At 68.5% G+C, this 17,326-nt stretch carries 17 protein-coding genes; 12 read left to right on the top strand and 5 right to left on the bottom strand.

Features of this window, described 5'->3' with window-relative positions; translation table 11 throughout:
• Positions 1-122: 122 nt before the first annotated feature.
• Entirely contained in the window at positions 123-1,061 is a 939-nt protein-coding gene (locus ESO89_RS02155) for an NAD-dependent epimerase/dehydratase family protein (RefSeq protein WP_128904031.1), read from the bottom strand.
• Between the two features lie 142 nt (positions 1,062-1,203).
• Here ESO89_RS02155 and htpX point away from each other — a divergent pair, with 142 nt between their 5' ends.
• Positions 1,204-2,073, top strand: coding sequence for a zinc metalloprotease HtpX (htpX, locus tag ESO89_RS02150; RefSeq protein WP_128904030.1), 870 nt, complete (start codon positions 1,204-1,206; stop codon positions 2,071-2,073).
• 826 nt (positions 2,074-2,899) lie between these two features.
• On the opposite strand, the gene ESO89_RS02145 is transcribed toward htpX, so the two are convergent.
• Complete coding sequence (locus tag ESO89_RS02145) at positions 2,900-3,685, bottom strand: IclR family transcriptional regulator (protein WP_128904029.1); 786 nt, start codon at positions 3,683-3,685, stop codon at positions 2,900-2,902.
• A gap of 48 nt (positions 3,686-3,733) precedes the next feature.
• On the opposite strand from ESO89_RS02145, the gene ESO89_RS02140 reads away from it, so the two are divergent.
• Entirely contained in the window at positions 3,734-3,877 is a 144-nt protein-coding gene (locus tag ESO89_RS02140) for a hypothetical protein (RefSeq protein ID WP_241686086.1), read from the top strand.
• A 66-nt stretch (positions 3,878-3,943) separates the two neighbouring features.
• Positions 3,944-4,903, top strand: coding sequence for a D-2-hydroxyacid dehydrogenase (locus ESO89_RS02135; protein WP_128904028.1), 960 nt, complete (start codon positions 3,944-3,946; stop codon positions 4,901-4,903).
• Between the two features lie 32 nt (positions 4,904-4,935).
• On the opposite strand, the gene ESO89_RS02130 is transcribed toward ESO89_RS02135, so the two are convergent.
• From ESO89_RS02130 to ESO89_RS02120, 3 genes are all read right to left on the bottom strand, one after another.
• Positions 4,936-6,108, bottom strand: coding sequence for an acyl-CoA dehydrogenase family protein (locus ESO89_RS02130; RefSeq protein ID WP_128904027.1), 1,173 nt, complete (start codon positions 6,106-6,108; stop codon positions 4,936-4,938).
• A 147-nt stretch (positions 6,109-6,255) separates the two neighbouring features.
• Positions 6,256-7,473: a mandelate racemase/muconate lactonizing enzyme family protein gene (locus ESO89_RS02125; protein ID WP_128904026.1), complete on the bottom strand. Its 1,218-nt coding sequence runs from the start codon at positions 7,471-7,473 to the stop codon at positions 6,256-6,258.
• Between the two features lie 37 nt (positions 7,474-7,510).
• Complete coding sequence (locus ESO89_RS02120; RefSeq protein ID WP_128904025.1) at positions 7,511-8,620, bottom strand: mandelate racemase/muconate lactonizing enzyme family protein; 1,110 nt, start codon at positions 8,618-8,620, stop codon at positions 7,511-7,513.
• A 196-nt stretch (positions 8,621-8,816) separates the two neighbouring features.
• Here ESO89_RS02120 and ESO89_RS02115 point away from each other — a divergent pair, with 196 nt between their 5' ends.
• From ESO89_RS02115 to rdfA, 9 genes are all read left to right on the top strand, one after another.
• Entirely contained in the window at positions 8,817-10,136 is a 1,320-nt protein-coding gene (locus ESO89_RS02115) for a DUF362 domain-containing protein (protein ID WP_128904024.1), read from the top strand.
• Positions 10,137-10,229: 93 nt separating this feature from the next.
• Positions 10,230-11,018, top strand: a complete 789-nt coding sequence (locus tag ESO89_RS02110) for an SDR family oxidoreductase (protein WP_128904023.1) — start codon at positions 10,230-10,232, stop codon at positions 11,016-11,018.
• Positions 11,015-11,362: a cupin domain-containing protein gene (locus ESO89_RS02105; RefSeq protein WP_128904022.1), complete on the top strand. Its 348-nt coding sequence runs from the start codon at positions 11,015-11,017 to the stop codon at positions 11,360-11,362. Before ESO89_RS02110 ends, ESO89_RS02105 begins: the two co-directional genes overlap by 4 nt.
• A 7-nt stretch (positions 11,363-11,369) precedes the next feature.
• Positions 11,370-12,191, top strand: a complete 822-nt coding sequence (locus ESO89_RS02100; RefSeq protein WP_128904021.1) for a fumarylacetoacetate hydrolase family protein — start codon at positions 11,370-11,372, stop codon at positions 12,189-12,191.
• A 58-nt stretch (positions 12,192-12,249) separates the two neighbouring features.
• Positions 12,250-12,678 carry a universal stress protein gene (locus tag ESO89_RS02095; protein ID WP_128904020.1) on the top strand — a complete coding sequence of 143 codons (429 nt, stop codon included), beginning with the start codon at positions 12,250-12,252 and terminating at the stop codon, positions 12,676-12,678.
• A gap of 110 nt (positions 12,679-12,788) precedes the next feature.
• On the top strand, positions 12,789-13,946 hold the full coding sequence (locus tag ESO89_RS02090; protein WP_128904019.1) for a TAXI family TRAP transporter solute-binding subunit: 1,158 nt from the start codon (positions 12,789-12,791) through the stop codon (positions 13,944-13,946).
• Positions 13,947-14,098: 152 nt separating this feature from the next.
• Positions 14,099-16,090: a TRAP transporter permease gene (locus ESO89_RS02085; RefSeq protein ID WP_128904018.1), complete on the top strand. Its 1,992-nt coding sequence runs from the start codon at positions 14,099-14,101 to the stop codon at positions 16,088-16,090.
• The gene (locus tag ESO89_RS02080; protein ID WP_128904017.1) at positions 16,087-16,320 is read left to right on the top strand and encodes a hypothetical protein; all 234 of its coding nucleotides are present in this window, start codon (positions 16,087-16,089) and stop codon (positions 16,318-16,320) included. The genes ESO89_RS02085 and ESO89_RS02080 overlap by 4 nt, the downstream gene beginning before the upstream one ends.
• A 211-nt stretch (positions 16,321-16,531) precedes the next feature.
• Complete coding sequence (rdfA, locus tag ESO89_RS02075; protein WP_128904016.1) at positions 16,532-17,179, top strand: rod-determining factor RdfA; 648 nt, start codon at positions 16,532-16,534, stop codon at positions 17,177-17,179.
• Positions 17,180-17,326 lie beyond the last annotated feature (147 nt).

Below are 17,326 nucleotides of genomic sequence, written 5' to 3'. Positions count from 1 at the left end.
CTCCCCAACCTCGTCGCTCACTCCGTTCGCGACTCCCTCGCGCGTGCTCCTCGCGCCCTTATGCGGGCGCTCGGAGGCACGCGCCACCACCTCGTTCGTTTATAAGTACTTTTCCACCAGATCTACCGCTCGAACAGCGTCGGCTCGGGAACGTTCTCGGCCGCGGCCTCCCGCCACGAGCGCGAGGGCGTCCAGCCGAACAGCCGCTCGGCCTTCGCGATCGCGTACGCGCCGCGGTCGTCGCCCTCGGCGAGCGCGCTCCCGTCGACTTCGCAGTCGTCCGGAATCTCGCCGTACGCCTCCCGCAACAGGTCGAGCAGGGGACGCCCGAGGGAGTTGTCGGCGGCGACGCAGTTGACGGCCTCGTGGGTGCCGGGCGCCACGGCCGGGTCCGGTCCCGCCGTGCCCGCGAGCGCGGCGGCGACGAGGTCGGCGACGTCGCGGGCGTCGACGTACGACCAGAAGTTGCCGGCGCCCGCGTCGAGATCGCGGACGTATCCGTCGTCTCGGCAGGCGTACGCGCCGGGGTACTGGACCCACGAGGGGCGGATCGAGACGGCCGGGACGCCCTCGCGGCGCGCGACCGCCCCCGCGGCCGCCTCCGCGGTCACCTTCGAGAGGCCGTAGGGGTCCTCCGGCCGAAGCGGGTGCTCCTCGGTGATCGGAAGTGCGTCGGGAAGCGGGGTCGGTTCGGCGAAGAAGAAGCCGTAGGCGCCGTCGCTCGACGCCTGCACGATCCGGGCGTCCGCGCGGCCGGCGGCGTCGAGGACGTTCTTCGCGGCGCCGACGTTCGTCTCGAACACCCGACCGTCGGGGTGGGTGCCGGCGACGGGGATCGCGGCCCAATGGACGACGGCGTCGGGGTCGACCGCGTGGACGGTGTCGAGCGCCTCGCCGCGGTCGGCGAGGTCGGCCGCGCGGAACGAGACGCCCGGGGCCGGGTCGGCGTCCGGGCCGGGGTGCTCGTAGTCGACGACGACGACCTCGTAGTCGCCGGCGAGGCGGTCGACGACCCAGCGCCCGGAGGCGCCGCGGCCGCCGGTGACGAGGACGGTCTCCATGCGTGCGGGTCGCCGCGGCGGTGCAAAAGCGCACCGTCGTCGCGTCGCGACCGGGGGCCGGTCGGCATCGGACGCTCCCGCGGCCGCGGCGGCCCGCCGGAACCCCGGCAGGCTTTAATCCGGCGAACGGTAAAACTCGGGTATGGAATGGAAGACCGACTGGGGACTGCGTGGACGGATGGCGTTCACGATGTTCCTCCTCTTCGCCCTCTACGTCGTGTTCGTCGGCGTCCTGACCGTGTACTTCGGTAACTTCCTGTTCCCGCTGATCATGCTCGGCGGGTTCTCGATCGCCCAGTACTTCTTCAGCGACAAGCTCGCCCTGCGGAGCATGGGCGCCCGCGAGGTGAGCGCCGAGGAGTACCCGGACCTCCACCGGCGGATCGAGCGGCTGAGCCAGCAGGCCGACCTCCCGAAGCCGACGGTCGCCGTCGCCGACACGCAGGTGCCGAACGCGTTCGCGACCGGCCGGAACAAGAAGAACGCGACCGTCGCGGTGACCACCGGGCTGCTCCGGTCGCTCGACGACGACGAGCTCGACGGCGTGCTCGCCCACGAGCTCGCGCACGTCAAGAACCGCGACGTGATGGTGATGACCATCGCCTCGTTCCTCTCGACGATCGCCTTCTTCATCGTGCGGTGGGGGTGGCTGTTCAGCGGCGACAACCGACAGGGCGCGCCCGTCATCGTCGCGATCCTCGTGTCGATCCTCGTCTGGATCGTCTCGTTCCTGCTCATCCGCGCGCTCTCGCGCTACCGCGAGTACTCCGCCGACCGCGGCGCGGCGCTCATCACGGGCAAGCCCGGCGCGCTCGCCTCGGCGCTGATGACGATCGACGGCCGGATGGACCGCGTGCCGAAGGAGGACCTCCGCGAGGAGGCGGAGATGAACGCCTTCTTCATCATCCCGATCAAGTCGGGGTTCGTCGGGAAGATCGCCTCGACGCACCCCTCGACCGAGAACCGGATCGAGCGGCTCCGCGACCTCGAAAAGGAGATGGAAACGGCCTGATCCGGGCCGTCGAGACGACCGCCCGTCGGACGGGCGCCGAATCCCCGGTCCTCTTTTTCAGCTACCTGTAGACGAAGCCCGCCGAAGCGCCGTCCGCATTGCCGCGGGAGCGTCGCGTTCGATTCCGTCGAACACAAGCGATCAGAGGACGGCGGCGGAGTCCGATCGATCACGGGTGAAGTGACGGAGGCGAGCGAGGACACAGCGGGTCACCGTTCGGCCGACATCAAAAACGAGATCGCACAGGAAATATACGATACTACACTATATAATAACTTTGTTATGAAGTACACTTCTCGATCGCGAACGAATCCGATCACCCGGCAAGCGGTGTCAAAACGGGAGAGGGAACCGATAGCGCGTCCGGCGTCGAAAAGGAATCTTGTTCGGACGATATAACAAATATATCAGATAACACGACAGTTATACATCGAATTTCTGTTCTGAACGAATGAACGATCAGAGTGTTACGAACAGTTGGTCACGATCGAGTCGTTCACGAATCGGCGTCCGCCGGGAGTTCGTCGAACGGCGATCCGCGATCGATCGAGACGATTAATCATAAGAAATCAGGTGATTATCGATACACTACGAGAAATTTATCTATACAGATCGGGTCGATCGGCGCCGGACGGGGGTCCGAACCGTCCCGTAGAGAGCGACTCGCCGTCGGAACCGCGGCTCGTCGGAGCGGCTGAAATAACAATAGTACTCGTGTTATTTTCTCGGCGACCACCGTCCTTTCTTCGCGTCGACGACGATGGTGCCGTTCGACGTGTTCGAACTGACTGCCGACGGCGGACGGGCCTTCGGTCGTTCGACGGCGTCAGGAGTGCGCGATGTTGAGCTCGAGCTCGTTAGCCGCCCCGAGCAGCAGGTCGGGGAGCTCGCTTTCGAGCCGCTCCCCGTTCAGGCGGTGAGAGGGGCCGGTGACGCTGAGTCCGCCGATCACGTCGCCGTCCGGGCCGCAGATCGCGGCGCCGACGGCGTGGGTCCCGCGGAGCGACTCCTCGCGGTTGAAGTAGTAGCCGCGCTCGCGTCCCGCCTCGATTTCCGCGCGAAGCTCGTCCGGATCGGTGATCGTGTGTTCCGTCACGGGGGCAAACGACATGTGTTCGAACCTGTCGGACAGCTCTGACTCCGGCAGTTCGGCGAGAATCGCTTTCCCCGCCGACGCGGCGTACAGCGGGATGCGACTGCCGAGGCCGGGGTCGGTACGGACCGCCTGGTCCCCGGCGGCCCGCGCGAGATACACCGCCTTGCCGTGCTCCTCGACGAAGAACTGGGCGCGCTCGCCGGTGACCTCGGCTATCTCTTCGACCTTCTGGCGCACGAGGTCGTACCCCCGGTAGCCGCTCCGGGCGGTGACGCCGATTTCGAGGAATCGGAGCCCGACGCGGTAGCCGTCGTCGCGTCGGACGACGTACCCGAGGTCCTCCAAGGTGCGGAGGTGTCGGTGGACCGTGCTCTTCGCGTACTCGACCTCGGCCGCCAGCTCGGCCAGCGACGCGCCGTCGTCGTCGACCAGCCGTTGCGCGATGTCGAACATCGTTTCCGCGGTCCGTACCGTGTCCGCATCCCCGTCCACGGCCTCAGGCTCCGTTTCGTTCATGATCGTTGGTCGTACTCCAGCCCCATAAGCGTTCGACCGTATCGAACGGTGTCGGCGGTCGCGACCCGGACGCTGGGGTTCGAGACGGCGATCCGCGCGATCGGCGTCAGCACCGGCGTCGCCGGCACGGGCGTCGGGATCGCCTGCCTGCTCCTGATGAGCGCGTCGCCGCCGATCCGGATGGGGGAGTAGGGCGATTCTCTCGCCCCGATGACCGCGACCCCGGGAACTTTGTCGCCCGGCCGCGACGCGTGGACCATGTCCACGGTCGATATCGCGGTGCTCGATCACGATGCGCACGGCATGCCGGCGGCCGACTACGCGGCGATACTCGGTCGGTGGCTCCCGGACCGCGAGGTCCGCCTCGCGGCGACGCCCGCCGAACACGACCGCTACCTGCGGGAGGCGACGGTCGTCGCCGGGAAGGCCGTCGACGCCGAGGAGGTGGACGGCGCCGAGAACCTGCGGCTGTTCGCGTGCAACGCCGCCGGCGTCGACCACCTCCCGCTGGACGCGCTCGCCGAGCGGGGCGTCGCGGTGACGAACGCGTCGGGCGTCCACGGGCCGAACATCGCCGAGCACGTCCTCGGCTGGGTGCTCGCGTTCGCGCGGCGGCTCGACGAGGGGTGGCGTCGCCAGCGGCGCCGAGAGTGGCGCCGCTTCCAGTCGTTCACCGAGCTCGCCGGCAGCACCGTCACCGTCGTCGGGTTCGGCTCGATCGGCGAGGCGATCGTCGAGCGGTTCGAGGGCTTCGACGTCGACACGATCGGTGTCCGTCACACCGTCTCGAAAGGCGGGCCGACCGACGAGGTGGTCGGCTACGGCGACCTCCCCGAGGTGTTGCCGGGAACGGACGTGCTCGTCCTCGCGTGCCCGCTGACGGCGACGACGGAGGGGCTAGTCGGCGCGGCCGAACTCGACGCGCTGCCGACGGACGCGATCGTCGTTAACGTCGCGCGCGGCGGCGTGATCGACACGCCGGCCCTCGTGGACGCGCTTCGGGCGAACGCGCTCCACGGGGCCGCGCTCGACGTCACCGACCCGGAGCCGCTCCCGAGCGACCACGACCTGTGGGGGTTCGAGAACGTCTTCCTGACGCCGCACGTCGCGGGCCACACGCCGAAGTACTGGGAGCGGCGCGCGGACATCCTCGTCGAGAACCTCGACCGGGTCGCGGAGACCGGCGAGTACGAGGGGCTGCGGAATCAGGTGGCCTGACGGAGCGGGACGGGTGCCGAGGGTCCGCGACGCTACTGATACGCCTGCATCCCGGTGAGGTCCTCGCCGAGGATCAGCGTGTGGATGTCGTGGGTGCCCTCGTAGGTGTACACCGTCTCCATGTTGGCCATGTGGCGCATCGGCGAGTAGTCGGCCGTGATCCCGTTGCCGCCGAGCATCTCGCGGGCGATCCGCGACTGGTCGCGGGCGGTGCGGACGTTGTTGCGCTTGGCCATCGAGACGTGTTGCGGCCGCATCTCGCCCGCCTCCTTGAGGTCGGCGAGCCGGTGGGCGAGCAGCTGCGCGAGCGTGATCTGCGTCGCCATCTCCGCGAGCTTCCGCTGTTGCATCTGGAAGCCGCCGATCGGCTTGCCGAACTGCTCGCGGTCGGTGGCGTACTGACGGGCGACCTCGAAGCAGTCCTGCGCCGCGCCGACCGCGCCCCACGCGATGCCGTAGCGGGCCTGGGTCAGACACGACAGCGGCCCCTTCATCCCCTCGACGCCGGGGAGGCGATTCTCGGCGGGCACGCGAACGTCCTGGAGGCTGATCTCGCCCGTGATCGACGCGCGCAGGCTGAGCTTCTCGTCGATCTTGTTGGTGGTGACGCCGTCGCGGTCGGTCTCCACGAGGAACCCGCGGACGGGAGTCCCGTCCTCGGTGTGGTCCTTCGCCCAGACGACGGCGACGTCCGCGATCGGGGAGTTCGTGATCCACGTCTTCGAGCCGTTCAGGACGTAGCCGTCGCCCTCGCGTCCGCCGGCACGTTCGGCGCGCGTCTCCATCGCGGAGGGGTTCGACCCGTGCTCCGGCTCGGTGAGCCCGAAGCAGCCGACGGCCTCGCCGGTACCGAGCTTCGGGAGCCACGCCTCCTTCTGGGCGTCGCTGCCGAACGCGTGGATCGGGTACATCACCAGCGCGCCCTGCACGCTCGCCATCGACCGGAGCCCGGAGTCGCACGCCTCCAGTTCGCGCATCAGCAGGCCGTACGCCCGCTCGCTGACGCCCGGCAGGCCGTATCCCTCCAGATTTGGCGCGTAAAACCCCATCTCGCCCATCTTCGGGATGAGTTCCGTGGGAAACGTGCCGTCGATCCAGTAGTCTCCCATATCCGGGACCTCGCCGTCGACGAACGACCGGGCGGAGTCGACGAGCAGCCGCTCCTCCTCGGACAGGGTCGACTCCATGTCGAAGTAATCGAGCATACGATCGCTTGCGATCCCAAGGATAAATAAGTATACTCTCACCGGCCGAGACGGCGAATTCGCGCGTCGTGGTCGCGACCGGGGTCGGCCCGCCGGGGACCCGGCAGGAGGCCGATCGAGGGCCGGCAGGAGGCCGATCGAGCCGCCTCAGAACCCGTCGGTTCCCTCGAGGAGGTGCTCCTCGACGACGGACTCGTCGAGTTCGATCCCGAGCCCGGGCGCCTCCGGAACCTCGATGCGCCCGTCCTCGATCAGCGGCTCGTCGCGCGCCAGCAGGTCGTCCCACCAGTCGACCTCCAGCGCGTGGTACTCCAGCAGGTCGAAGTTCGGCGTGGCCGCGCCAAGGTGGACGCAGGCCATCGTCCCCACCGGGCTACAGACGTTGTGCGGGGAGATCGGCACGTAGTTCTCCTCGGCGCGGTCGGCGATCCGCATCGTCTCCGTGAGGCCGCCGACCGTCGTCGGGTCGGGGGTGACGATGTCGACGCCGTGCTCGTAGATCAGGTCGGACAGCTCGAACACGCGGAAGCGGTTCTCGCCGGTCGCGACCGGCGTCCGCGTCGCCTTCGTCACCTCCTTCTGGGCGTCCATGTTCTCGGGCGGGATCAGATCCTCCAACCACATCAGGTCGAACTCCTCCAACTCGTGGGCGAGCCGCTTCGCGCTCTCGACGGAGTAGTCCCAGTGGCAGTCGAACGCGAGGTCGACGTCGGAGCCGATCTCCTCGCGCACGGCCGAAACGATCTCCCGCTTCTCGCGGATCGCCGCGTTCGTCAAACGGCCGTTGTACGGGTCGTTCTCGTTGTCGGCCGGGAGGTCGAGGTCGAACTTCAGCGCGTCGAATCCCATGTCGGTGACGCGGGCGGCCTCGGCGGCGTACGCCTCGGGGGAGTACGCCTCGGCGTCGGCGTAGGCGGTCGCGCCGTCCTCGACCGCGTACGCCTCGCCGGCGTGGCAGTCGCAGTAGAGCCGGACCTCGTCGCGGTACTTCGAGCCGAGCAGCTGGTAGACGGGGAGCCCGAGGATCTTCCCGGCGGCGTCGAGCAGCGCAATCTCGATCCCCGAGGCCGCGGTGACGACCTTCCCGGTCGTGCCGCCGTGGCCCGACATCTCTTGGAAGACGTACCGCACCAGCCGCTCGACGTCGAGCGGGTTCTCGCCGACGAGGAACCGGTTCGTGTACTCGACGAGCTCCGGGACGCCGCCGCCGCGGTACGCCTCGCCGATCCCGGTGACGCCGGCGTCGGTCTCCACTTTGATCAGGTTCCACTCGAAGTTCCCCTCGACGACGCAGGCGTCGATGCTCGTGATCTGTACGTCTCGGTCCGGGTCGCGGGTGTCGATCTGGTCTGAGTAGTCTCGCATGTGTTGTGGTGTGTGCAGTCTCGTGGTCGTATCGGAGTCAGTCGTCTCTGAACCGCTGAAGCGCGTCTTTATCCAGCGGGACGCCGTGGCCGGGGCGGTCCGGAAGGTCGATGGTTCCGTCGTCGCCGGGTTTCACGGGGTCGGCGACGACGTCGTCGAACGCCTTCACGTCCATGTCGCGGTAGAAGTACTCGACCCAGAGGCCGTTCTCGATGGCGCCGAGCAGGGAGGCGTGGATGTTCCAGTTGTAGTGGGGCGCGATCGGGATGTCGTACGCCGAGGCGTGGTTCGCGATCTTCAGCCACTCCGTGACCCCGCCGCAGACGGTGACGTCGGGCTGGAGGATCGTCGCCGCGCCCGAGTCGGCGAGCCGGGCGAAGCTGTGTCGCGTCCCCTCCAGCTCGCCGGTGGCGACGGGGTAGTCGAGCCCGTCGTTCACCTCGGCCATCGTGTCGACGCGGTCGATCATCACCGGCTCCTCGATGAAGTACGGGTCGTACGGCGCGAACGCGCGACAGTTCCGCAGCGCCTCCGTGCTAGACTCCCAGACGCCGTTGGCGTCGAGCAGGAGGGTGCGGTCGTCGCCGATCTCGTCGCGCACCGCGGCGACGCGCTCGGCCTCCTCCGCGGCCGACAGGCGGCCGACCTTCATCTTCACGACGTCGTGGCCCTCGTCGAGATAGCGGCGCATCTCGCCGCGGAGCGCCTCGTGGCCCTTGCCGTCGCGGTAGTAGCCGCCGCTGGCGTACGACGGCACAGACCCCGAGTGCCCGCCGAGCAGCTTGTGAAGCGGCATGTCGGCGGCCTTCGCCTTCACGTCCCAGAGCGCGATGTCGACCGTCGAGATGGCGCGCAAGAAGAGCCCGGTCCGCCCGATCTGGACGTTCCCCTCGTACATCTCGTGCCACAGCCGCTCGGTGTCGCGGGGGTCCTCGCCGACGAGGATCGGTTCGAGCAGCGACTCGACCGCGTCGGCGATGAGGCCGGCCCCCTCGTACCCCAGCGAGTAGCCGACCCCCTCGTGGCCGGCGTCCGTCCGCACGTACGTGATCGCGTGGTCCCGGTAGGTGAGCGTCCGGTTGGAGAAGGAGACGGGCGACTCCAGCGGCAGCTTGATCGGGAACGACTCGACTTCGGTTATCTCCATGCGTGGTGCGGCGTCACACGGGTACAAGTAGGCGCCTGTATCGGCAACACTCTCGCAGGCCGTTGCGCCGTCGCGGTCGCCGACGGGGTTCCGCGCCGTCGCGGTCGCCGACGAGGCTCCGCGCCGTCGCGGTCGCCGGCAGCGGTCGTCGCCCGCCCACCCGCAGCTTTTGTACCGGCGTCCCGAGGGACCCCACATGGAGTTTCCCGACCGAAGCGGCGTCGACGGGCTCATCGACCCGCAGCCGCTCCCGGGGTTCGCGCGGGTGCGGTACGAGCCGCGGACCGAGCGCCTCGACGACCCGGTCGCGGCGACCCGCGACGAACTCGACGCGCTCGATCTGGACGCCCTCCCCGCGGGCGCGACGGTGGCCGTCGGGGTCGGCAGCCGCGGTATCGACCGCATCGACGAGATCTCGGCCGCGGTCGTCGACCGGCTCGCAGAGCGGGGCTTCGACCCCGTCGTCGTGCCGGCGATGGGGAGCCACGGCGGCGCGACCCCCGAGGGACAGCGCGAGGTGCTGGCGGCGCTCGGGATCACCGAGGAGACGGTCGGCGCGCCGATCGACGCGCGCATGGGTGTCGAGCAGTTGGCGACGGTGGCGGTCGGCGACGCCGATCTGCCGGTGTCCTTCCCGGAGGCCGCGCTCGCGGCCGACGCCGTCCTCGTCGTGAACCGCGTGAAGGCTCACACCAACTTCACCGGGCCGGTCGAGAGCGGGCTCGCGAAGATGACCGTCGTCGGCCTCGGTAAGCAGCGCGGCGCGAAGTCGTTCCACTCGACGGCGATCGCCGAGGGGTACGTCGAGACGCTGACGGCCGCCCTCGACGTCATCGAGCGCGAGACTCCGATGATCGGGGGGATCGCGCTCGTCGAGAACTTCGAGGAGGAGATCGGCCACCTGGAGGCCGTGCCCGCCGGCTCGTTCCTCGACCGGGAGCCGGAGCTGCTGGAGCGCGCGTACGAGGAGATGCCGACGCTCCCGATCGACGACGTCGACCTGCTGGTCGTCGACGAGATCGGCAAGGAGATCTCGGGCGCCGGGATGGACACGAACGTCATCGGTCGCTACCGCGTCCTCAACGCGCCCGACCCGGAGACGCCGGATGTCGACCTCATCTACGTGCGGGGACTGACCGAGGAGACGAAGGGGAACGGCAACGGGATCGGGCTCGCCGACCTCACCCGACGGGCCGCGGTCGACGGGCTCGACCTGAAGAAGACGTACGCGAACGCGCTCACGAGCGGGTCGCTCGCGAAGTCGAAGCTCCCCGTGGTGGCGCCGGACGACGAGTTCGCGCTCCGGACCGCGCTGGCGGCGCTCGGCGGCTACGACCCCGAGACCGTCCGGATCGTCTGGGTCCGAAACACCCAGGACCTCGGGGAGCTCCGCGTCTCCGACGCCGTGGTCGACGACCTCCCCGAGGCGGCGAGGGTGGTCGGCCGCGAGAGTGTCGGGTTCGACGAGGGAACGGCGGGGTTCGAGAGCGAACCGACGGACGGTTCGGACGCGTGAGCGCGAGCCCGACCGGAGTCGCCTCGCCCGGCCGGCTCCCGTCCCCTTGCCTGTAGGGAAACGTTTTCACGCCGCACTCGGGATGGGTGAGACATGGACCTACAGATCGACGGGAACGCGGCACTCGTCACGGCGTCGTCCAGCGGACTCGGCAAGGCATCGGCGAAAGCGCTCGCCCGAGAGGGGGTCGATGTCATCATCAACGGCCGCGACGAGGAGCGGCTGGCGGCCGCGAAGGAGGAGGTCGAGTCGGTCGCGACCGGGGAGGTCGTCACCCAGCCCGCGGACCTGACCGACGCGGACGAGGTCGCGGCGCTCGTGGAGGCGACCGTCGACGAGTTCGGCACGATCGACCACCTCGTGACCAGCGCCGGCGGGCCGCCCTCGGGCGCGTTCCTCGACACCGACGACGAGGACTGGCAGCACGCGTACGACCTGCTCGTGATGAGCGTCGTCAGACTGGCGCGGGAGTCGTACCCGCACCTCAAGGAGGGCGACGGCGGGACGATCGTCAACATCACCTCCCGCAGCGTGAAGGAGGCCATCGACAGCCTCGTGCTGTCGAACGCCGTCCGAATGGGCGTCATCGGGCTGGAGAAGACGCTCTCGAAGGAGTTCGCGCCGGAAGTGCGCGCCAACGCCGTCCTGCCGGGTCCCCACGAGACCAGCCGGATTCGGGACCTCGTCGAGGCCGCCGTCGAGCGCGGCGACTACGACTCCTACGAGGAGGGGCTCGACGACTGGGCGGGGAACCCGCTCGGGCGCATCGGCGACCCCATGGAGCTCGGCAACACCGTCGCGTTCCTCTCGTCGCCGAAGTCGGGGTACGTCAACGGCACCGCCCTCCCGATCGACGGGGGCTCGACCGGAGCGAACCTATGAAGCCGGTCGCGTTCGACGAGGCGGAGACGTACGAGCCCGAGGAGGGGTGGCGGCGCGTGGCGATGGCGGGCAGCGACCGGTTCTCCTTCGAGTGGTTCGAGAAGCCCCCGGGCCACAGCTCGCCGATGCACGACCACGAGAACGAGCAGGTGTGTCTCTGTCTGAAGGGCGAGCTCACGGTCGCGACCGAGGACGACGAAGTGGCCCTCCGGAAGAACGACTCCGTCCTCTTGGAGTCCAACGAGACCCATCGGGTCGAGAACACCGGCGACGAGCGCGCGGTCGGCCTCGACGTGTTCGCGCCCGGGCGCTCGTTCGACTTCTGGACGGACCGCGAGGAGTGACCGAGCGATGAAGTACCTCGCACGCGCGGCGACCGGCGACCCCCTGCTCGGCGACGACGAGGGGTACGTTCCCCTCGGCGCCGTCGAACCGGACTTGGAGAGCGTCCGGGACGCGCTCCCTCGGGCGGCCGCGGGGACGCTCGGCGACGTGGCCGACGCGACCGCCGACCCAGTCCCGGCGGAAGACGTGTCGTTCGGCCCGCCGCTGGCGTCGTTCGGGAAGCTGTGGGGGATCGGCCTGAACTACGAAGAGCACGCCGGCGACCTCGACGAGCAGCGTCCGGCGGAGCCGGCGAGCTTCATGAAGCCGTCGTCGGTGCTGACGGGGCCGGGCGGGCCGATCCGCCTGCCGCCGGTCTCGGAAAGCGAGCGCGTGACCGCCGAGGCGGAGCTGGCCGTCGTGATGGGCCGGACGTGCCGGAACGTCGACGAGGGCGACGTCGACGACGTGATCGCGGGTTTCCTCCCCGTGATCGACATGACCGCCGAGGACGTGCTCCAGCGCAATCCCCGGTTCCTCACCCGAGCGAAGAGCTACGACACGTTCCTCGTCCCCGGCGCCGCGCTCGCGGTGCCGGAGGAGCCGCTCGACCTCGACGCTCTCTCGGTGCGGACGGAGGTCAACGGCGAGGTCGAGGCCGAAAACGAGATCCGGAACATGCTGTTCCCGCCGGCGGAGATCGTTTCGTTCCACTCCGGCGTGATGACGCTGGAACCCGGCGACCTGTTCAGCACGGGGACGCCCGGCGCGGCCCCCATCGACCCCGGCGACGAGGTGCGGGCCGTCGTCGAGTCGATCGGCACCGTCGACGCGCCGGTGACGCGGTAGGGGGCCACACCGATTCCGGCACGCACCTTTATTATCCGCTGTTCGGTTAGATTCTGGCATGTACCGCGTACTGCTGCCCGTCGGCGAGGACACCGAGCACGCGCTGGCCGCGGCCGACGCCGTCGCCTCGCTGCCGAACGCCGCGGCCGACGTCGAGGCGGTGATACTCAACGTCTACGAGGGGTTCGAGGTCAGCGGCGAGGGCGGGCGCGTCGACTCCGAGGACGTGTGGAACGAGGAGAACTATCCCGAAAGCGTCGACGCCGTCGAGGACCGGTTGGCGGAGGCCGGCGTCGAGACGACGAGGCGACGCGAGCACGGCGACCCCGCAGACACGATCGTCGAGGTCGCCGCGGCGCTCGACGCCGACGGCATCACCATGAGCGCGCGGCGGCGGAGCCCGACCGGCAAGATGCTGTTCGGAAGCACGACCCAGTCGGTGTTGCTCGGGGCGGGCTGCCCGGTGACGGTGGTCGTCGACGAGTAGCGCGACCCCGTAACGTGTTCTACAGGCTTCACGAATGTGAATATTCCTCACATGTACACTGAAACAAACAGGTACATTGTTAATGACAGACAAGGTGTACTCTGTTGAGTATGTCTGAGAACTCGGTCAATCGACGGAAGTTCCTGTACGGTACCGGCGCGGTAGGCATCACCGGAATCGCCGGCTGTAGCGACAACGGCGGCGACGGGTCCGACGGTTCGGACGGGTCCGACGGCGACGACGGAATGGACGGGTCGGACGGTTCAGACGGGTCGGACGGGTCGGACGGTTCAGATGGTTCGGACGGCTCCGACGGCGGCAGCCAGGACCTCTCGCTGCGCGTGGGGACGTCGGCCGGGGGGACCCAAGACGTGGGGCTCGCCGTCGAGCGCGCGGTGAGTCAGGAGAGCGACACCCTGAGCTACTCGACGATCGAGAGTCCGGGCTACATCGGGACGATCCGCCGGATGGCGAACAACCAGTTCAACGCCGGGATCACGGACAACAACTCGTTGGCGAAGGCGCTCGACGAGACGGGGGCGTTCGAGGAACAGCCCGTCGAGCGCATCCCGCAGTACGGCTTCTACGCGTTCCCGTACAGCATCTACATCATCGCCCGCGACGGCACGGGGATCGAGACCTTCGACGATCTGGCCGGCGCGAACGTCTACCCCGCCGAACCGGGATACTCGACGCGCGCGACGACGCTGGACGTCTGGTCGCAGGACCCGACGGCCGACGTCTACGACCAGATGAACATCCAGAACATGGGCGTCGACTCCGCGCCCGGCGCGATGGAGGAGGGCAACATCGACGCCAGCATCGCGTACGGCACGCCCGGCGTGCGGTACACCGGGTTCGTCCAGGAGATCGCCTCCCGGATCGACGTCCACTACGTCGAGCCGACCGACGCGCTCCGCCAGTCCGCCGAGTCGTACCCCGGCGCCGGAACCGGCACCACGAGCTACGAGGACTGGTCCATCGCGGACACGGACATCGGCACGGACGAGGTGTTCCACTGGAACCTCGAAGTGAACTACACGTTCAACCCCGAGGCGAATCCGGACGCCGTCTACGAGCTGTGCCGCGTCGTCGACGAGCACAACGACACGGTCAACGAGGGCGAAGAGCAGTTCAACGACTTCGAGTCCACCGAGGACTTGCTCGGTTCGGCCCGCGAGAACATCCCCGTCCACCGCGGCGCCGTGCAGTACTACCGGGACAACGACGCGTGGGACGACAGCCTGACCGAAGGCGACAGCGCCTGATCGGCCGGTAGTCCGGATTTTCTCCCCACCCGGAACGTCTCGATCAGTAATTTAAAATCATCGAATGCGCAACCGACAACCCAGACACCAATCATGATACTATCAGACACACCCGGACGGACGAACATCCCATCTACGGTACGCCGGCGCCAATGAGCACGGAAACGGCCTCGGCGGAACCCGAATCCGGACTGCTGCGCGGGCTCGACGTGACGGTCACGGCGGCGGCGCTGCTGTTCTGGGCCGGCGTGCTCTACTGGGCACAGACGCAGGCGATCTCGCAGGTGCGGTACGCCACCGCGTTCGTCGGCGGCATCCTGACGGTGTACGCGCTCAACGAGACGCGGCTCGCCATCGAGGACGGCGACTGGATCGACGGCGCCGTGTTGATCCCCGCGTCGCTGGCGCTGATGACCGCGTCGGCGTTCTTCGCGATCAATTTCCAAGACGTGTACCTCCAGCGGCAGGGGTACGCGCTCGAACACGAGTACATGCTCGCGCGGCTCGTCATCGTCTCGCTGATGTACCTCACGTGGCGCGAGTTCGGCAACGTGTTCCTCGGGCTCATCTTCGCCGTGTTCGGGTACGCGATGTACGGGAACCTCGTCCCGGGGGTGTTGGGCCACGCGGGGATGAATCAGGCGACGCTGCTGCAGGCGACGGTCACCGACCTGTACGGGTTCTACGGGAGCCTCACGCAGATCACGGCCTCGTGGATCGCGCCGTTCCTGCTGTACGCCGGCCTGCTGTTCGCGTACGGCGCGTTCGACCTCATCCTGCGGGTCGCCATCGTGGCCGCGAGGTACATCGAGTCCGGGATCGCCCAGACCGCCGTGCTCTCCTCGGCCGTCATCGGCTCGATCAACGGCTCGTACACCGCCAACGCGGCGATGACGGGCTCGTTCACCATCCCGACGATGCAGGAGGCCGGGATGGAGGGCCACCGCGCGGCGGGCATCGAGGCGGTCGCGTCCACCTCCGGGCAGGTGCTCCCGCCCGTCATGGGGGCGTCCGCGTTCGTGATGGCGTCGTACCTCGGCGTCCCGTACCTCGACATCGTCGTCGCCGGGCTCGTGCCGGCCGCGATCCTGGTCGTGTCCATCTCGATCGCGGTCCACTACCTCGCCATCTCCGACGCCAGCAGTCAGGAGATGGAGTTCTCCGAGTTCTTCGACGAGAAGCTCTCGATCGAGAAGAAGGTGTTCGAGGCGCTCCGCTTCGGCGTCCCGTTCGCGATCCTCATCTACCTCCTCGGGGTCGTCCAGTACACGGTGATGACCTCCGCGCTGTACACGGTGGTTGCGATGATGCTCACGGGGGTCCTCATGCCGCCGCTCCAGCGGCTCGTGGACAGCAGCGGCATCGGACCGGTGTCGGAGTTCGTCACGCAGGTGAAAAACACCGTTCACGGCGTGCGCCGCGGCGCGATCATCCTCGCGCCGATCGCGATCATCCTGGTCGTCATCAGCGGCGTCGTGAACCTGTTCAGCACGACCGGCATCCCGGCGAAGATCGCGCTGCTGCTCATCAACATCTCGGGCGGCGTGCTGCTGTTCGCGGTGCTGCTCGGAATGGCCGTCGCCATCCTGATGGGCGTCGGCATGCCGACGGTCGCCGCGTACGTCATCGTGGCCATCCTCATCGTGCCGACCTTCGTCTCCGACTTCAACGTCCCGGCGATCACCGCCCACTACACGATGTTCTACGCGGCGATCCTCGCGGGGATCACGCCGCCGGTGGCGACCGCGGCGGTGATCGCGGCCGGCATCGCGGAGGCGAACTTCTGGCGGACCTGCGGGGCCGCGATCCGGATCGCCGCGCCGCTGTTCGTCCTCCCGGTCGCGTTCGTCTACAACCCCGGCCTGATCTCGATGGACGTGGGGGCGTACACGCTGTACGTCGGGCTGCTCGTGCTGTTCGGCGCGGTGGCGATCATCTACGGGCTCAACTACCCGTTCAAGATGCGTCCGGGCCGGAAGATCGGCGTGCGAGCCCTGATCGCGACGCTCGGCGTTCTGATCATGGTGTACCCGAGCAACGCCGCGAAGATCGCGGGGATCGCCGCCTTCGCCGCGGTGTTCGTGGCCGAGAAGGTGATGATCCGCGGTCTCACGCTGCCGTTCGGCAGGGGGGCGAGCCAATGAGCGACGACGACTCCCCCGAGGCGGTCGCCGAGGAGTCCGCACAGCAGGCCGGCGGCCTCGGCGAGATCATCCCGGAGCCGCTGATGCCCGTGTGGAGCCGAGTCGAGAAGGTGCAGGCGTTCCGCCGGACCCACGGCGAGACGTACGTCGGCGTCCTCGAACTGCTCACCGCGCTCGCGCTCGCCGGCGGCTACGTCTGGTGGCTGCTCATCTTCCTCGAAGTGCTGTGAGGCCGCGGTCGGCGCCGGCCGACCTCGATCGGCCCATCGTATCATATTCACTGATAACTATGATTGTTGATTTGTATGACGATCTCGACGGACGGGGCGGCCGTCGGCGCCGTCTGCGGCCGAAGGGGATCGGCGGCGGGGGCGTCGGAAACGCCGTCGACGACGGGTCCTACGGAACGCCTATGCCGCTGCCCGACGGTGTTTCGGACGAATGAGCGACACGGACCACGCGGGCGGCCGCCGAACCAAGGTGGCCCGCCTCGTCGACGAGTACGATCTGATCGGCGTCGGCGACGAGCTGGAGGCGCGGTGGACCGCCACGGGCGACGACCACACGAGCCTGCGCGATCTGGCGGCGGCGTTCAACCGGAAGCTGATCGAGGCGCGGCTCGACGAGGCGGGCGTGCGGTTGACCGAACGCGAGATCGACGCCGTGAGGCGGCTGCTAACGGGCGACGAGGTGAGTGCGGCGGACCGGACGCACCTCCGGCGGCGCCTCGAACGCGACGGCGTCGACGTCGACACGCTGGACGGCGACGTGGTCACGTACCAAGCCATCCGAAGCTACCTCCGGGACCACCGCGGCGCGGAGTACGAGCGCGCGGACGGCGACCGCGGGGCGACCGTCGCCGAGGCGATAGAGAAGCTCCGTGGGCGGCTCGCCTCGGTCACGGAGACGAAACTGGACGGCCTGCGGAAGACGCCGCACCTCGATCTGGGGGAGTTCCGCGTGGCGGTCGACGTGCGGGTGTTCTGCACGGAGTGCGACTCGCGGTACGGTGTCGTCGAACTGCTCTCATCGGGCGGATGCGACTGCTCGGAAGCGAGGACGACGGGGGACGCGGAACCGGCCCAGTAGGGCGACGATCCGTGTCGGGCCGTTCCGAATGCGACACCGGTCCGTACACCCCGTCGTTCCCGTGCGCGTCGAGCACCTCGGGCGGCGCGCGGCGGGACGGGAGTAAGTAATCGGAATATGATGTTTTTGAGATCGTATCTGTAATCG

The organism is Halorubrum amylolyticum (genome assembly GCF_004114995.1).
In the GTDB taxonomy this organism is placed as follows: Archaea; Halobacteriota; Halobacteria; order Halobacteriales; family Haloferacaceae; genus Halorubrum; species Halorubrum amylolyticum.
The sequence above is the reverse complement of the archived record's forward strand: the minus strand, read 5'-3'. Positions and strand labels throughout refer to the sequence as shown.

Bases quoted from the DNA above. Each gene is read 5' to 3' on its own strand.
- ESO89_RS02115 (WP_128904024.1), top strand. From the start codon at position 8,817: ATGGAGTTTCCCGACCGAAGCGGCGTCGACGGGCTCATCGACCCGCAG.
- ESO89_RS02080 (WP_128904017.1), top strand. From the start codon at position 16,087: ATGAGCGACGACGACTCCCCCGAGGCGGTCGCCGAGGAGTCCGCACAG.
- htpX (WP_128904030.1), top strand. From the start codon at position 1,204: ATGGAATGGAAGACCGACTGGGGACTGCGTGGACGGATGGCGTTCACG.
- ESO89_RS02120 (WP_128904025.1), bottom strand. From the start codon at position 8,620: ATGGAGATAACCGAAGTCGAGTCGTTCCCGATCAAGCTGCCGCTGGAG.
- ESO89_RS02090 (WP_128904019.1), top strand. From the start codon at position 12,789: ATGTCTGAGAACTCGGTCAATCGACGGAAGTTCCTGTACGGTACCGGC.
- ESO89_RS02130 (WP_128904027.1), bottom strand. From the start codon at position 6,108: ATGCTCGATTACTTCGACATGGAGTCGACCCTGTCCGAGGAGGAGCGG.
- ESO89_RS02100 (WP_128904021.1), top strand. From the start codon at position 11,370: ATGAAGTACCTCGCACGCGCGGCGACCGGCGACCCCCTGCTCGGCGAC.
- ESO89_RS02110 (WP_128904023.1), top strand. From the start codon at position 10,230: ATGGACCTACAGATCGACGGGAACGCGGCACTCGTCACGGCGTCGTCC.
- ESO89_RS02145 (WP_128904029.1), bottom strand. From the start codon at position 3,685: ATGAACGAAACGGAGCCTGAGGCCGTGGACGGGGATGCGGACACGGTA.
- ESO89_RS02085 (WP_128904018.1), top strand. From the start codon at position 14,099: ATGAGCACGGAAACGGCCTCGGCGGAACCCGAATCCGGACTGCTGCGC.
- ESO89_RS02095 (WP_128904020.1), top strand. From the start codon at position 12,250: ATGTACCGCGTACTGCTGCCCGTCGGCGAGGACACCGAGCACGCGCTG.
- ESO89_RS02135 (WP_128904028.1), top strand. From the start codon at position 3,944: ATGTCCACGGTCGATATCGCGGTGCTCGATCACGATGCGCACGGCATG.
- ESO89_RS02125 (WP_128904026.1), bottom strand. From the start codon at position 7,473: ATGCGAGACTACTCAGACCAGATCGACACCCGCGACCCGGACCGAGAC.
- ESO89_RS02155 (WP_128904031.1), bottom strand. From the start codon at position 1,061: ATGGAGACCGTCCTCGTCACCGGCGGCCGCGGCGCCTCCGGGCGCTGG.
- ESO89_RS02105 (WP_128904022.1), top strand. From the start codon at position 11,015: ATGAAGCCGGTCGCGTTCGACGAGGCGGAGACGTACGAGCCCGAGGAG.
- rdfA (WP_128904016.1), top strand. From the start codon at position 16,532: ATGAGCGACACGGACCACGCGGGCGGCCGCCGAACCAAGGTGGCCCGC.